The 15,263-nt window shown below is 62.2% G+C and carries 15 protein-coding genes and 1 pseudogene; 7 read left to right on the top strand and 9 right to left on the bottom strand.

All coding sequences use genetic code 11. The features are described from left to right. Positions 1-68: 68 nt before the first annotated feature. From ycjG to pspA, 9 genes and pseudogenes are all read right to left on the bottom strand, one after another. Positions 69-1,037 carry an L-Ala-D/L-Glu epimerase gene (gene ycjG, locus GRH90_RS06330; protein ID WP_162365105.1) on the bottom strand — a complete coding sequence of 323 codons (969 nt, stop codon included), beginning with the start codon at positions 1,035-1,037 and terminating at the stop codon, positions 69-71. Between the two features lie 130 nt (positions 1,038-1,167). Continuing rightward, positions 1,168-2,739 (bottom strand): transcriptional regulator TyrR, encoded by a 1,572-nt coding sequence (gene tyrR, locus GRH90_RS06335; protein WP_162365106.1) that lies wholly within the window; start codon positions 2,737-2,739, stop codon positions 1,168-1,170. A 130-nt stretch (positions 2,740-2,869) separates the two neighbouring features. Continuing rightward, entirely contained in the window at positions 2,870-3,925 is a 1,056-nt protein-coding gene (locus GRH90_RS06340) for a YcjF family protein (RefSeq protein WP_162365107.1), read from the bottom strand. Continuing rightward, positions 3,922-5,319, bottom strand: coding sequence for a YcjX family GTP-binding protein (locus GRH90_RS06345; protein WP_162365108.1), 1,398 nt, complete (start codon positions 5,317-5,319; stop codon positions 3,922-3,924). Before GRH90_RS06345 ends, GRH90_RS06340 begins: the two co-directional genes overlap by 4 nt. Positions 5,320-5,493: 174 nt before the next feature. After that, positions 5,494-5,592: pseudogene (locus GRH90_RS26185) on the bottom strand (ATP-binding cassette domain-containing protein); the annotation flags it as partial. 156 nt (positions 5,593-5,748) lie between these two features. Further along, the gene (locus GRH90_RS06355; RefSeq protein WP_162365109.1) at positions 5,749-6,657 is read right to left on the bottom strand and encodes an SDR family oxidoreductase; all 909 of its coding nucleotides are present in this window, start codon (positions 6,655-6,657) and stop codon (positions 5,749-5,751) included. Between the two features lie 265 nt (positions 6,658-6,922). Next, entirely contained in the window at positions 6,923-7,282 is a 360-nt protein-coding gene (gene pspC, locus GRH90_RS06360; RefSeq protein WP_162365110.1) for an envelope stress response membrane protein PspC, read from the bottom strand. A 1-nt stretch (position 7,283) separates the two neighbouring features. Next, on the bottom strand, positions 7,284-7,505 hold the full coding sequence (pspB, locus tag GRH90_RS06365; RefSeq protein ID WP_312857176.1) for an envelope stress response membrane protein PspB: 222 nt from the start codon (positions 7,503-7,505) through the stop codon (positions 7,284-7,286). 31 nt (positions 7,506-7,536) lie between these two features. Beyond that, a complete protein-coding gene (gene pspA, locus GRH90_RS06370; protein WP_162365112.1) occupies positions 7,537-8,205 on the bottom strand; it encodes a phage shock protein PspA in 669 nt (222 codons plus the stop codon). A gap of 184 nt (positions 8,206-8,389) precedes the next feature. Between pspA and pspF the strand changes: the two genes are divergently transcribed. The 7 genes from pspF (at position 8,390) to sapF (ending at position 15,137) form a co-directional block, all read left to right on the top strand. Continuing rightward, positions 8,390-9,403, top strand: coding sequence for a phage shock protein operon transcriptional activator (gene pspF, locus GRH90_RS06375; RefSeq protein ID WP_162365113.1), 1,014 nt, complete (start codon positions 8,390-8,392; stop codon positions 9,401-9,403). Beyond that, positions 9,390-9,611, top strand: coding sequence for a hypothetical protein (locus GRH90_RS06380; protein ID WP_162365076.1), 222 nt, complete (start codon positions 9,390-9,392; stop codon positions 9,609-9,611). The genes pspF and GRH90_RS06380 overlap by 14 nt, the downstream gene beginning before the upstream one ends. 242 nt (positions 9,612-9,853) lie before the next feature. Further along, positions 9,854-11,491 (top strand): ABC transporter substrate-binding protein SapA, encoded by a 1,638-nt coding sequence (gene sapA / locus GRH90_RS06385; RefSeq protein ID WP_162365114.1) that lies wholly within the window; start codon positions 9,854-9,856, stop codon positions 11,489-11,491. Then, positions 11,488-12,453: a putrescine export ABC transporter permease SapB gene (gene sapB / locus GRH90_RS06390; RefSeq protein WP_162365115.1), complete on the top strand. Its 966-nt coding sequence runs from the start codon at positions 11,488-11,490 to the stop codon at positions 12,451-12,453. Before sapA ends, sapB begins: the two co-directional genes overlap by 4 nt. Further along, the gene (gene sapC, locus GRH90_RS06395) at positions 12,440-13,330 is read left to right on the top strand and encodes a putrescine export ABC transporter permease SapC (RefSeq protein WP_162365116.1); all 891 of its coding nucleotides are present in this window, start codon (positions 12,440-12,442) and stop codon (positions 13,328-13,330) included. The genes sapB and sapC overlap by 14 nt, the downstream gene beginning before the upstream one ends. Next, complete coding sequence (gene sapD, locus GRH90_RS06400; RefSeq protein ID WP_162365117.1) at positions 13,330-14,322, top strand: putrescine export ABC transporter ATP-binding protein SapD; 993 nt, start codon at positions 13,330-13,332, stop codon at positions 14,320-14,322. The genes sapC and sapD overlap by 1 nt, the downstream gene beginning before the upstream one ends. Positions 14,323-14,324: 2 nt before the next feature. Beyond that, complete coding sequence (gene sapF, locus GRH90_RS06405; RefSeq protein WP_162365118.1) at positions 14,325-15,137, top strand: putrescine export ABC transporter ATP-binding protein SapF; 813 nt, start codon at positions 14,325-14,327, stop codon at positions 15,135-15,137. Positions 15,138-15,263: the final 126 nt, after the last annotated feature.

The raw sequence follows: 15,263 nt of genomic DNA on the forward strand, positions 1-15,263 counted from the left end.
TCCGCTGCAAGTCGAGGGTTAGCGGTCCTGCCGCGCCATGGGACCCCTGGGCGGCAGAAAATGCGGGTTTAAAGCAGACTGATAGAGCCGCAGCCGAATTTTAAATGGGGTTCGGCGTCCATCGCCAGCCAGGTCGGGCCGTCAAGATCGATAAACCGCGCGCCGGGCGTCAGCGGCAGCGCGGCCGCGATGGCGCGCGAGGTGCACAGCATACAGCCGAGCATAATGCCGAAACCCTGTTCCCGCGCCTGCTGTGCCAGCAGCAGGGCCTCGGTCAACCCGCCGGCCTTGTCGAGCTTGATATTGATCATCTCGTAATTATCCCTGAGCGCCGGCAGCTGTTGGCGCGTATGGCAGCTTTCGTCGGCGCAGATGGGCAGCGGATGGATAAAGTGCTGCAGCGCGGCGTCCTGCTCGGCGGGCAGCGGCTGCTCCAGCATGGCCACGCCTAAATCCGCCAGCAGCTGGCAGCGGGTTGCCAGCCCCTCGGGTTGCCAGGCCTCGTTGGCGTCGACAATCAGCGTCGCTTCCGGCACCGCGGCGCGAATGGCCACCATGCGCTCGGTGATCAGCCGATCGTCAAGTTTGATTTTCAGCAGCCGGGCGCCCGCCTGCCAATACTTCAAGGCCGCCCCGGCCATGTGTTCCGGATCGTTGATGCTTAGCGTTTGCGCCATGGTGATGGCCGACGGCAGGGCGATACCGGTCAATTGCGCTAAAGTCTGGCCGGTAAGCTGGCGCTCCAGGTCCCAGAGCGCGCAGTCGACGGCGTTGCGCGCCGCGCCGGCCGGCAACAACTGCTGTAATACGTCGCGGGTCACGTCCTGCTCCACCGCATGGATCACGGCGGCGAGCTGTTCCATCACCGATTGCTCGCTTTCGCCATAGCGGGGATAAGGCGTGCACTCACCGATACCCCTGACGCCGTCCTGTTCAATCTCGACCACCACTACGCGGGCCTCGGTACGGCTGCCGCGCGAGATCACAAATGGCGTATGCAGCGGCCATGCCTCAGGATAGAAACGCATCACTCTCATTATGAGCCCTCAGATAATCATTAATAAAATCAAAAATTTTGCAGGTCGCCAAGGATTTACCCGTCGTAACGTTAAACAACCATGCCGGCAAACACAAGGTACTGAATATATTTCCGGGTGGCAATTCCAGTTAACTTTCGTCCTCTTCGGCTGGTTTTTTACTGCCGAGGCCATATTCCCGCAGTTTATTGGCGATGGCGGTATGGGAGACACCCAGGCGTTTGGCCAGTTTTCGGGTGCTGGGATAGGTGCGGTAAAGACGGGCCAGCACCGAACGCTCGAAGCGTTTGCTGATGTCGTCGAGCGATCCGTCGAGGATCTCGTCCGACATCGGCGGCGCCAGGGCGAAATCCGGCAGATCGATATCGTCGGCGCGCAGTTCATCCGCGTCCAGCTGCGCCATGGCGCGGGTCAATACGTTTTTCAGCTGGCGCACGTTGCCCGGCCAGGCATACCGGGTGAGCATATCGGCCAGCCCAGGGGCGACCCGCGGCCGCGCGATGCCCTGTTCGTCGCAGAACTGGGCGATAAACAGCGCGGTCAGCGGCATGATATCGTCCGGCCGTTCGCGCAGCGGCGGCAGGTTCAGCGTCAGCACATTCAGGCGATAATACAGATCTTCGCGAAATTGGCCCTTGCGCACCAGCTCCAGCAGGTTCTTCTGGGTGGCGCAGTAGATGCGCACGTCCACGTGCATTTCACGATCCTCGCCCACCCGCCGGAACGTGCCGTCGTTGATAAAACGCAGCAGCTTGTTTTGCATGCTCGGCGACATTTCGCCGATTTCATCGAGCAGTACCGATCCGCCGTCGGCCTGTTCAAAAAAGCCTTTTTTACCTTCGAGGGCATTGGGATAGGCGCCGGCGGCATGGCCGAACAGTTCGCTTTCCGCCACGTCATCCGGCAGCGCGGCGCAGTTCAGCGCCAGGAACGGTTGTTTGCCGCGTCGGCTTCGCAGATGGCAGGCATGGGCCAGCAGATCCTTGCCGGTGCCGGTCTCGCCGGCGATCAGCAGAGGCGCGTCGAGCATCGCCAGCCGCCTGGCCCGATCGAGCGTCTGGCGCATGCTATCGCCGGCGGCGATGATGTGGCTGAATTCACTGTCATCGTTCTGCCCGCGATCCTGCAGCTGGCGTCCCATGCGCACCGCGGATTTCAGCAGGATGACCCCGCCCACCGCGGCAGCCTGCCCATCCTCCCCGATCAGTTGGACCGGGGTGATTTCCAGCAGGAAATCCTGGCCCAGGATCACCACCCGCTGGCTATCGGGGGACTGCCGTCCGCTCTCCAGCCAGCGCACGACGTTAAAACCGGCAATCAGCTGGCTTACCGGCAGTTGGTGCAGCTGGCCGGCACCCATGCCGAACAGGGCCAGCGTCGCCGGGTTGGCCAGTTCCACCCGGCCCTTGAGATCGATGGACAGCACCGGCTCCGGCATGGCGGCCAGGATGGCTTCAAGCGCGCGATGCTCGCGTTCCGAGGGCATAAACGCCACGGTACGCACATCGGTCACGCCGGGGATGCGGCGGATTTCCGCCATCAGCGCCCGGAACGGATCAAATTCCAGCGTGGAAAAATTAAGATGGATCCGCCCGACGGGATCGATTTCGATACCGCGCAAATCGATGCCGCGCAATACCAGTAAATCCAGCAATTCCCTGGCCAGACCGAGGCGGTCTTGACAAAAAACTTCCAAACGCATGTAACGCCTCTTATCCATGGTGGCAATGATGGCTACATAATACGTGGCGACGCGCCCGGTATGAAGTCATCTGTCACAAAAAGTTGCCAGGGTGGAAATTTTTTACCAAGCCGCGGCTTGCCCTGTTGCCTCAGGGGGCGGGCTTGCGCTCCAGCAGGGTTTTCAACTGGCCGATAATTTCACGGCGGTAATCCCCCAGGCGCGGTTTGTCGCCGTCTATCCAGGGCAGCGGGCGGCACAGCTCCATGGCCTTGATGCCCAGGCGCGCGGTCAACAGGCCGGCGCCCATGCCCTGGGCCACGCGGGCGGACAGGCGGGCGGTAAGGTCCTGCGACATCCAGTCCATGCCCACCTCGCGCACCCATTCGCTCACGCCGGCGAAGGCGATATTCAGCAGCACCAGCCGGAATAACCGGATGCGGCTGAAATACCCCACCTCAATGCCGTACAGCGCCGCCACGCGGTTGATCAGCCGCAGGTTGCGCCAGGCGATAAACCCCATGTCCACGATCGCCAGCGGGCTGACCGCGATCAGCAGCGCGGACTCGGCGGCGGAGCGGCTGATTTCGGCGCGTACCCGGCGATCGATGACCGGCTGCACCATTTTGGCGTACAGCGTCACCACTTCGCGATCGCTGTGGGTATCGTGCACCATGGCCTGCCAGCGCCGCAGCGCCGGATGGGCATCGTCAATGCCGGCCTGCCCGGCCAGGCGCAGGCAAAATTCACGGCCCTGGCCCAGCGCGTGGCTGCGCAGCAGCTCCCCTGCCCGGTCGCGTTCCCCGGCACGCTGGCGCAGGCGGTATAACCGCCGCCATTCGGCGGCCAGCGAGCCGGCGCCCGCCAGCGCGAACAGGGCGCCGGCGCCCAGCGCGCCCAGGGCAAGCCAGTCCTGCCGCTGCCAGGCGTGCGCGGCCCAGAGCGCCCCCTGCGCCGCCGCGCTCACTACCAGCAGCCCGGCGCCGGCGATGGCCATGCGGCGCCAGATGCCGCGTTTCGGCCGCAGGGCGCTCAGCAGCAACTGCTCCGGGCGCCCTTCCTCATCCGGCTCCGGCAACGGATGAAACTGGGCGTCCTCCAGCGCGTCGAAGGCTTGCGCGCCGCGCAGGACCGGCTCCGCCGGCGGCGTCAGCGGTAGATCCCGCCCTTGTTCAAAATCGATACGGGGCTTGACGGGGTCGCTCATCGTAGTTTGTCTCCCAATAAAAATTCCATGACGCCATCCAGGCGGATATGCGGCAGCGGCCGGTCGGGATCCATGGCGCGCGGCCGGAAATTTTCGAACTGGAATCCCTGCTCCTGCCAAAAGGCGGAGCCCGGCAAACGGGCCGGCACGTCGCCGGGATAAAAGGTCAGCGGGTGGTTGTCGTCCAGGCGGTGTCCCTGCAGCGCGGGAATATTGCCGCCCTGGTGGCCGACCAGGCCGCTTTGCGTCGCCTGTACCGAGGCCAGGCCCGCGCAGTCCATGGCGATGCCTTCAAACGCGGCGTTCTGCCAGGCGTCCTGTACCAGTTGTTGTAATAAAGACACCAGGTTGGCCTGCTGATCGGCGGTGACGTGATCGGCCTTGCTGGCGGCAAACATCAGCTTATCGATACAGGGGGAAAACAGCCGGCGGTACAGGCTGCGCTTGCCGTAGTGAAAACTTCTCATCAGCTGGGCCAGGGCCAGGCGCATATCGTTAAAGGCGTGGGGACCGCTGTTGAGCGGCTGCAGGCAATCCACCAGCACAATTTGCCGATCGAAGCCGGTGAAATGCTGCTGGTAAAATCCCTTGACCACGTCCCGGCAATAGTAGTGATAACGCGCGCGCAGCATGCCGAGATTGGAGGTTTTGGCCGCCTGCGCCAGCCTGGCCTCGCCGCCATCGGCCACATCGGGCCAGGGGAAAAACTGCAGCGCCGGCGCGCCGGCCATATCGCCGGGCAGGACAAAACGTCCCGGCTGGATAAAATGCAGGCCCTGGCGTTTGCAGCGCAGCAGATAATCGGTATAGGCGTGGGCGATATCCGCCAGCGCGCGCTCGTCGGCCGGCGCCAGCGGGTCGAGGGCGGCGCATTTTGCCAGCCAGGGCGCCGCCCATTCCGCCCGTTCGCCCTGCAGCAGGCCGTTCATCTGCCGCGACCAGGACAGGTAATCCTGCTCAAGCATCGGCAGGTCCAGCAGCCATTCGCCGGGATAGTCGACGATTTCCAGGTACAGCGTGCCGGTATCCTTGATATGGCGCCACAGGGCGTCGCGGGAGCGATAGCGCAGCGCCAGCCGCATCTCGCTGACGCCGCGCGTCGGCGTCGGCCAGGCGGGCGGCGTGCCGTACAACGCGGCGATACCTTCATCATACGCAAACCGTGAAATGCCGAGATGGCGCTGCGGCACTCGTTTGGCCCCGAGCAGCCGGCCGTCGCGCGCGGCGGAAAACATCGGCAGGCGCGCGCCGTTATTGACCATCAGCAATTGGTTGACAAAGGAGGTGATGAACGCGGTTTTGCCGCTGCGGCTCAGGCCGGTGACCGCCAGGCGCAGGTGGCGGTCCAGGCCGCGGTTCAGCAGCGCGCCAAGATCGTTTTGCAGCCGGCTCATGGCAGGACGACCGACGGCGGCGGACAATAATGGCGGTGGTAAATAGGCATCGTGGCCTGAGCAGACATAAATCCCTCCCGTTGACAAGAAGTCTATTATGTCGTCCAAACGGCAAACAAACAAATCCGCCCGCCAACCGCCGCCCTTGCGCGGCCGGGGCGCGCCTTAACCCGCCGCCGGGGTCGGTTCGTCCAGTGACAATACCCTGGGTTCGGGGATCAGCGCGCGGGCGATGGCCACCCGCTGGCGCTGGCCGCCCGACAATGGGTGGGGATTAGGGTCGAGGAAACCCGGTACCAGTCCTATCTTTTAATAGTTGTAAGCAAAATCACAAAGTTAGGTGAGGTGGTGATCGGATTATGGCAACGGCGGGTCCGGAGCGGCGGACGGGCAGCCGCCGCCCGGGACAATGGCTTGCGCCGCCGGAACTTAACGCCGGGCAGCCTCCCTTGGCCGGTAGTTCATTTGCCGCAGATCGTCGATCAGCCCCGGCCCGGCAGGTTCCCAACCGAGCTGCGCGCGCGTCCACGCGCCCGAAGCACGGAGGTCCATGCCCGCGAACATGGCGAACCAGCCGAAATGCCGCGCCGCGTCCCCGGCGGACAGAGACACCGCCGGCACGCCAAGGCCTGCGCCCACTAATTCAGCTATCGCGCGGACCGGAATGCCCTCCTCGGCAACGGCATGATAGCGCGCCCCCTTGCCGCCCTTGTCCAGGGCAAGGACATAGAGCTTCGCCACATCAAGCACATGGGCCGCCGGCCAGCGGTTGGCGCCATCGCCGATATAGGCCGCCACGCCCTTCTCCCGCGAGATGTCGATATAAGGTGAAATGAGCCCTTGCCTGAACGTATCGTGGACCTGCGGAAGCCGCACCACGCGCACGTCGATCCCCGCCGCCAGCATCTCATGACCCGCCAGCTCGGACGCAACGCGCGGGTTGGGATGGCCGGCGTTGAAAACATCCTCCGTCGCGGGTTGGCCGGATCCGGCATCGCCCATCCCGGTACCGGATGTGATGATGAGGGGCCGCCCGGAACCCTTCAGCGTGGAGCCCAACGCCGTGATTACGCGCCGGTCCTTCTCGCAGTTTGCCGCGAAGTTCGAGAAGTCGTGATCGAATGCGGTGTGGATCACGGCGTCCGTCTTGGCTGCTCCGGCGCGCAGGCTGTCGAGATCTTCCAGGGCGCCGCGATGTACTTCCACTCCCGAGGCCTCCAGGGATTGAGCGCCGGCATCGGATCTCGTCAGGCCGATGACCTGATGTCCGGCCGCCAGCAGTTCGGGCACGATGCGGGAGCCGATGAAACCGGTCGCGCCGGTGAGAAATACGCGCATGGGATACCTCCTGTGTTGTGTGGCAGGAAGTATTATCTTAAAGTCATTATTATAAAAGTAGTGGCTTTATCATGGTATAAATCCTAACAGCCTCGCAATGGCCGACGTAACCGGCAATAAACCAGGCAACTTTCCAGGAGATCGCCGTATCAGGCTTGACCCGGCCACGTTCCGGGCAGGCAGAAAAACCATGCCTGCCTCGGCCCATCGGCACGCCCTCCTTTTAACCCGCCTTCTTTGAGCCCGGCGTTGGCAATTGGTGGGGTTACAGCCGGCGGAAGCGGTTGCGCACGCCAAAGGTTTCCGAGGTGACATAACGCTCCACCTGCCGCAGGTGCTGCTCGCTGTCGTCCAGCCGCAGTTCCAGCAGATCGAGCTGCTGTGACGGCGCCATGCGCGAGCGCTCCGCCGATGCCTCATCCGCCGGAGCCGGTTCCAGCCAATAGGCCAGGATGGCGTAGGCGACGATAGTCAGCAAAAACAGCCCGAAGAACATCGACAGCACCACGATAATGCGCACCAGCTTTACCGGTACGTCCAGGTAATGCGCCACCCCGGCGCAGACACCTTTGCACATACCTTCGTCAGGCCTGAGGTAAAGCGGCTGTTTAAACGTATGGGCCATATTATTGCCTCCAGCCGGGATGTTCGGCGTCCAGTATATCTTCCAGCGCCCGGATGCGCGCCTGCATGCGCCCCGCGTCCGCGCTAAGCTGCGCCAGGCGGCGGCTGTCCTGCGCCTGCAGGACCGAACCCTGCCGGCGGCGGCTATTGTAATGCAACCATAGCCATACCGGCGCCACGAACAGGATAAAAATGGTCAGCGGGATGGCAAGCACAATTGACACGGCTTCCATGATGGCTCCTTTAGGTGGCTTTTTATTCTTGGCTTTGGTTCATTTTGGCCTTCAGCGCCGCCAGCTGCGCGCTGATTTCATCGTCCGCCCTTAGTTCGGCGAACTGCTGATCCAGCGATTTCTGCTTGCCGAAACCGACGCTTTCCGCCTCAGCCTCCATATGATCGATGCGGCGTTCGAACTGTTCGAAACGGGCCATGGCCTCATCGATCTTGCCGCTATCGAGCTGGCGCCGGATGTCGCGCGACGAGGCGGCCGCCTGGTGGCGCAGGGTAAGGGTCTTCTGGCGGGCGCGGGTTTCGGCGAGTTTGTTTTCCAGTTCGCCGATTTCATGCTTCATGCGCTCGAGGGTATCCTCGATAACCGCCACGTCCTGGCGCAACGTGGCGATAATAGCGGTCAGACGCTGTTTTTCCATCAGCGCGGCGCGCGCCAGATCTTCTTTGTCCTTGGCCAGCGCCAGTTCGGCCTTGCCCTGCCAGTCGGCCTGCTGGGTTTCAGCCTGCTCGACGCGCCGCAGCAGCTGTTTCTTTTCCGCCAGCGCCTGGGCGGAAGTGGTGCGGACCTCGACCAGGGTATCTTCCATTTCCTGGATCATCAGGCGCACCAGTTTTTCCGGATCTTCCGCTTTATCCAACAGTGCGTTGATGTTGGCATTCACAATATCGGTAAAACGAGAAAAAATACCCATAGCGAGCTCCTCTTTAATCAGTGATGGCCGAAAGATGCTGTCATCCTTCACCACCCTATCATTACAATTACCATGCCAAGATATGATTCAATTTAATTTATTGATTTAAAATAACTTTTAAAATTGACGCAGTCGGCACGTACGCTATAGTGATTATTATCACTAATTGTTGGCGAAATTAACCATGGCTGAAAACCACGACAACCTGCTGGGACAGTCCAATAATTTTCTCGAGGTGTTGGAACAGGTTTCCCGGCTGGCGCGGCTGGTCAAACCGGCGCTGGTGATCGGCGAACGGGGCACCGGCAAAGAGCTGATCGCCCGGCGTCTGCACTACCTGTCGCCCCGTTGGCAGGGCCCGTTTATTTCCCTGAACTGCGCCGCGTTAAATGAAAATCTGCTGGACTCGGAGTTATTCGGCCACGAGGCCGGTGCGTTTACCGGCGCGCAAAAACGTCACCAAGGGCGCTTTGAGCGCGCCGACGGCGGCACCCTGTTCCTTGACGAGTTGGCTACCGCGCCCATGATGGTGCAGGAAAAATTACTGCGCGTCATTGAATACGGCGAACTGGAACGCGTCGGCGGCAGCCGGCCGCTGCAGGTGGATGTACGGCTGGTCTGCGCCACCAATGCCGACCTGCCCCGGCTGGCGCGATCCGGCGGCTTTCGCGCCGACCTGCTGGACCGGCTGGCGTTTGACGTGGTGGCCTTGCCCCCGCTGCGGGAGCGCCAGCAGGATATCATGGTAATGGCCGAGCATTTTGCCATCCAGATGTGCCGCGAAATCGGCCTGCCGCTGTTCCCCGGTTTTACCGCGCGCGCGCGCCGCGCTTTGTTGGGGTATGGCTGGCCGGGCAATGTGCGCGAGCTGAAAAACGTAGTGGAGCGGTCGATTTACCGCCATGACAGCGCCGAACGGCCGCTGGACGATATCCTGCTGGACCCGTTTGCCGCGGTGTCGCTGCCGCCCGATGAGACGGCGGCGGCGTCAGCGGACGAGCCGGCGTCATTGCCAATGGATTTGAAACAGGCCCTGGAACAACAGGAGCGGCGATGGGTCGGGCGCGCCCTGGCGCAGGCGCATTACAATCAGCGCCAGGCGGCGGAGCTGCTGGCGCTGACCTATCATCAGCTGCGGGGCGTGATGAAAAAGCATGGCATCAGGGCAGGCGGCGGTGAAAACGATGGGCAATCGTAAGGCGGTGACGGCCGGTGCGGATACGGCGGCGGCGACTATTATATTAAGGGAAACAACAGGCAAAAAAAAGCCAGCACCCATGCTGGCTAAAAATAATACTGGAAGCAATGTGAGCAATGTCGTGCTGTCGACCGGCAAACGAGGCCTGCCGTCCGTCAGCCAAGCAATGATAATGGTTATCACTATCGCTTGTAAAGCGCTTTGTTGATAATTATTCTCATTTCCATACAATTATTGGGGTTCTTTTCGCCACCTTGCTGCTTTTTAACCCACTGCGCGAGGTATATTCGCGCCATGAATTGGGTGTCAGGGCAGAGTAAGGTAAACTGGAATTATTGCCCCGCGGGATGTAAGTAGTGTATGCGAATTAAATGGTTTTCTTGGCAGGCGTGTTTTTTGCCGGCGCGGCACCGGCGCGCGTGGCGTCGGCCTATCCTGTCCCGATGGTTTATGTCCGGGCGCGCCCTGTCCTGGGGCATCGCGTTGGTATTGATCGGCCAGGCCGCCGCCGCGCCGGTACCGGGGCCGGCGCGGGATATCCGTCAAAGCGGCTTTGTCTACTGCGTCAACGGCTTGCTCAATACCTTCAACCCCCAGATGGCCAGCGGCGGATTAACGGTGGACACCCTTTCCGCCCAGCTGTACGACCGGCTGCTGGCGGTCGACCCCTACACCTATCGCCTGATCCCCGAGCTGGCGCAAAGTTGGGAAGTGCTGGATAACGGCGCCACCTATCGTTTCCACCTGCGTAGAAACGTGCCGTTCCAGCATACCGCCTGGTTCGCCCCGACGCGCGCGCTGAACGCCGACGACGTGGTGTTCAGCTTTGCGCGCATGTTCGACCAGCGCCATCCTTACCATGAGGTCAACGGCGGCGATTACCCCTATTTCGATAGCCTGCAGTTCGCCGATTCGGTGCAAAGCGTGGTAAAGCTGGATAACGACACGGTGGAATTTCGCCTGAACGCGCCGGATGCCTCGTTCCTGTGGCATATCGCCACCCATTACGCGCCGGTGCTTTCCCGTGAGTATGCCGAACAGCTGAGCCAGGCCGGCCGCCAGGAGCAGATCGATCGGCAGCCGGTGGGCACCGGCCCTTTTATGCTCAACGAATACCGGGCCGGACAATATATCCGGCTGTTGCGCAACGACCGTTACTGGAAGGGCCTGCCGCGCATGGAGCAGGTGGTGATCGATCTGGGCGCCGGCGGCATCGGCCGGCTGTCCAAGCTGTTAACCGGCGAATGCGACGTGCTGGCCTATCCGGCCGCCAGCCAGCTGACCATCCTGCGCGACGATCCGCGCCTGCGGCTGACCCTGCGGCCGGGAATGAATATCGCCTACCTGGCGTTCAACACCGCCAAACCGCCGCTGGACGATGCGCGGGTGCGCCACGCCATTGCGTTGTCGATTAATAACCAGCGCCTGATGCAATCCATTTATTACGGCACCGCGGAAACCGCGGCCTCGATCCTGCCGCGCGCGTCCTGGGCCTACGACAACGACGCCAGGGTGACCGAGTACAGCCCGGACAAGGCGCGAGAAATCCTGCGCTCGCTCGGCAGGGAACATCTGGAGTTAAGCCTATGGGTGCCGACCGCCTCGCAGTCCTATAATCCCAGCCCGCTGAAAACCGCCGAGCTTATCCAGGCCGACCTGGCGCAGGTGGGCATTACGCTGACCATCGTGCCGGTGGAGGGCCGCTTCCAGGAAGCGCGGCTGATGGCCAAGAACCATGACCTGACGCTGGCCGGCTGGTCCACCGACAGCAACGACCCGGACAGTTTTTTCCGGCCGCTGCTCAGCTGCGCCGCCATCCGCTCGCAAACCAACTATGCTCATTGGTGCCAGCCGCGGTTCGATGACTTGCTGCGCGCGGCGCTGTTGTCGCAACAGCTGTCGGGACGGATGGACACCTATCGCAATGTGCAAAAAATGCTGGAACAAGAGCTACCGGTCCTGCCGCTGGCGTCTTCCCTGCGCCTGCAGGCCTACCGCTACGACATCAAGGGATTGGTGCTCAGTCCCTTCGGCAACGCCTCCTTTGCCGGGGTGTACCGGGAAGCCCCCCAGGAACAGAAACCATGATTATATTTACCCTGCGCCGGCTAGTGCTGCTGCTGATTACCCTGTTCTTCCTGACGCTGGTGGGATTCAGCCTGAGCTATTTCACCCCTCATGCGCCGCTGGGCGGCGCGGCGCTGACCGATGCCTATCGGTATTATTTCAGCAGCCTGCTGCACGGTAATTTCGGCGTGTCGAGCATCAACGGCCAGTCCATCGGCGAACAGCTGCGCGATGTATTCCCGGCGACGCTTGAGCTGTGCATCCTGGCGTTTATCCTGGCGCTGGCCATCGGCATCCCGCTCGGTATTATCGCCGGGGTAACGCGCAATAAATGGCAGGATATCAGTATCAGCGTCTTCGCCCTGCTGGGGCTGTCGATGCCGGTATTCTGGCTGGCCCTGCTGCTGACGCTGTTTTTTGCCCTGCACCTGGGCTGGCTGCCGGTATCCGGGCGCTATGACCTGCTCTACCAGGTCAGGCAGGTCACCGGTTTTGCCCTGGTTGACGCCTGGCTGTCGGACTCGCCTTACCGGCATGAAATGATGGCCAGCGCGCTGCGGCATATGGTGCTGCCCATTACCGCCCTGGCGGTGGCGCCCACTACCGAGGTGATCCGGCTGATGCGCATCAGCGCCGCTGGGGTATTCGACAGTAACTATGTCAAGGCGGCGGCGACGCGCGGGCTGACGCTGGCCACCGTCATTCGCCGCCACGTGCTGCATAACGCGCTGCCGCCGATTATCCCCAAGCTGGGCCTGCAGTTTTCCACCATGCTGACCCTGGCGATGATTACCGAAGTGGTATTCAGCTGGCCGGGACTGGGCCGCTGGCTGGTCAACGCCATTCGCCAGCAGGACTATGCCGCCATTTCAGCCGGGGTGATGGTGGTGGGGACGCTGGTTATCTCTGTCAACGTGCTGGCCGACGTAATTGGCGCGCTGGCGAACCCGCTGCGCCATAAGGAATGGTATGCCCTCAGATAATGTTTATCGCGAAAAACGCATGCCCAGCCCGCTGCGGCATATCTGGCGCATTTTTTACCATGACGCCCTGTCGATGATCGGATTCTACGGTTTTCTCACCCTGCTGCTGCTGTGCGTATTCGGCACGGTAGTGGCGCCTTACGCGCTGGATCAGCAGTTCCTCGGCTACCAGCTGCTGCCGCCGTCCTGGTCGCGCTACGGCGACGTGTCGTTCTTCCTGGGGACCGATGACCTGGGGCGCGACGTGCTAAGCCGTCTTCTGACCGGCACGGCGCCCACCTTTGGCTCGGCGCTGGTGGTGACCATCGCCGCCTCGGTGTTCGGCGTCACGCTCGGCGTCCTGGCGGGCATCACCCGCGGCCTGCGCTCGGCGGCGCTTAACCACGTGCTGGATACCCTGCTGTCGATTCCCTCGCTGCTGCTGGCCATCGTGGTGGTGGCGTTCCTGGGTCCCAAGCTGGAGCATGCCATGCTGGCGGTGTGGCTGGCCCTGTTGCCGCGTATCGTGCGCACGGTTTATGACGCGGTGCATGACGAGCTGGATAAGGAGTATGTGCTGGCGGTGCGCATCGACGGCGCGTCGATGATGCATATCCTGCGCTATGCGGTGCTGCCGAACATCGCCAGCGTCCTGGTCTCGGAATTTACCCGCTCGCTGTCGATGGCGATACTCGATATCGCCGCGCTGGGATTCCTCGACCTCGGCGCCCAGCTGCCGTCGCCGGAGTGGGGCGCGATGATGGGCGATACGCTTGAGCTGGTCTATGTCGCGCCCTGGACGGTAATGCTGCCCGGCGGCGCCATCATGGCCTGCGTGCTGATCGTGAATGTGCTGGGCGACGGCCTGCGCCGCGCCATGATCTCGGGGGTGGAATAATGCCGTTACTGGATATCCGCAACTTAACCATTGAATTCATGACCGCCGAGGGGCCGGTAAAAGCCGTAGACCGGGTCAGTTTTACCCTGACCGAGGGCGAGGTGCGCGGCCTGGTAGGCGAGTCCGGCTCCGGCAAAAGCCTGATCGCCAAAGCCATCTGCGGCGTCACCAAGGATAACTGGCGCGTGACGGCGGACCGGTTTCGTTTTGACGATATCGACCTGTTGCAGCTCACCCCGCGCCAGCGCAGGCGGCTGGTGGGTCATAACGTCTCGATGATTTTCCAGGAGCCGCAGTCGTGCCTCGATCCGTCGGAAACCATCGGCCGCCAGTTGGGCCAGGCCATACCGGGCTGGACCTATAAAGGCACATGGTGGCAACGGTTCGGCTGGCGCCGGCGCCGCACCATTGAACTGCTGCACCGGGTCGGCATCAAGGATCACAAGAATATCATGGGTAGCTACCCCTACGAGCTGACCGAGGGCGAGTGCCAGAAAGTGATGATCGCCATCGCCCTGGCCAACCAGCCCAGGCTGCTGATTGCCGACGAGCCGACCAACGCCATGGAACCCACGACCCAGGCGCAGATATTCCGCCTGCTGGCGGGGCTGAACCAGAATAACAACACCACCATCCTGCTGATAAGCCATGATATCCAGATGATGAGCAAATGGGCCACCCGGATCAACGTGCTCTACTGCGGCCAGACGGTGGAGAGCGCCGCCTGCGAGGAGCTGATCGCCACGCCGCACCATCCTTATACCCAGGCGCTGATCCGCGCCATCCCCGATTTCGGCCGCTCGATGCCGCCCAAAAGCCGGCTTAACACCCTGCCCGGCGGCATCCCGTCCCTGGAGCATTTGCCCATCGGCTGCCGCCTTGGGCCGCGTTGCCCCTACGCGCAGAAAACCTGTATCCAGATGCCGCCCCTGGTGCCGGTGAAAACCCACTGGTTCGCCTGTCATTTCCCGCTCAACATGGAGGGGCAATAAGCATGGAAACCTTACTGGAAGCGCGCAACCTGACCAAAACCTTTCGCTATCGCACCGGTCTGTTTACCCGCCATCAGGTGGAGGCGGTCAAACCCCTCAGCTTTATCCTGCGCGAGGGCCAGACGCTGGCGATTATCGGCGAGAACGGGTCCGGCAAATCGACCCTGGCGAAAATGCTGGCCGGCACGCTGGCGCCCACCGCCGGCGAGCTGTATATCGACGACCATCCGCTGACTTTCGGCGATTACCGCTATCGCAGCCAGCGCATCCGGATGATTTTCCAGGACGCCGGCAACGCCCTCAATCCCCGCCAGCGCATCGGGCAACTGCTGGATGTGCCGCTGCGGCTCAATACCGATCTGCCGGCGTCCGAACGTGAACGCGCCATCGACAAGACCCTGCGCCAGGTCGGACTACGCCCCGATCACGCCTTTTATTATCCGCATATGCTGGCGCCGGGGCAAAAACAGCGCGTCGGCCTTGCGCGGGCGCTGATCCTGCAGCCGAAGGTCATTGTGGCGGACGAGGCGCTGGCCGCGCTGGATATGTCGATGCGCTCGCAAATCATCAACCTGATGCTGGAACTGCAGGCCAAACACGGCATCGCCTATATCTACGTCACCCAGCACCTGGGTATGATGAAACATATCAGCGACCAGATCATGGTGATGCAGAACGGCGAGGTGGTGGAACGCGGCAATACCGCCGATGTGTTGGCCGCCCCGCTGCATGACCTGACCAAACGGCTGATAACCAGCCACTTCGGCGAGGCCCTCACCGCCGACGCCTGGCGGCGCGACGGGATTATCGCCTGAGATAGGCGGGGTATACACCTCCCCCGGCGTTATATGGTACACTTCGCCGGTTTATCAACGTCGAAACGCAGCGCCGTTGGCGTCAAAACGATGCAACGCGCGCATGTAATAACGATCACAAGGATT

The organism is Acerihabitans arboris (genome assembly GCF_010131535.1).
GTDB lineage: Bacteria > Pseudomonadota > Gammaproteobacteria > Enterobacterales > Enterobacteriaceae > Acerihabitans > Acerihabitans arboris.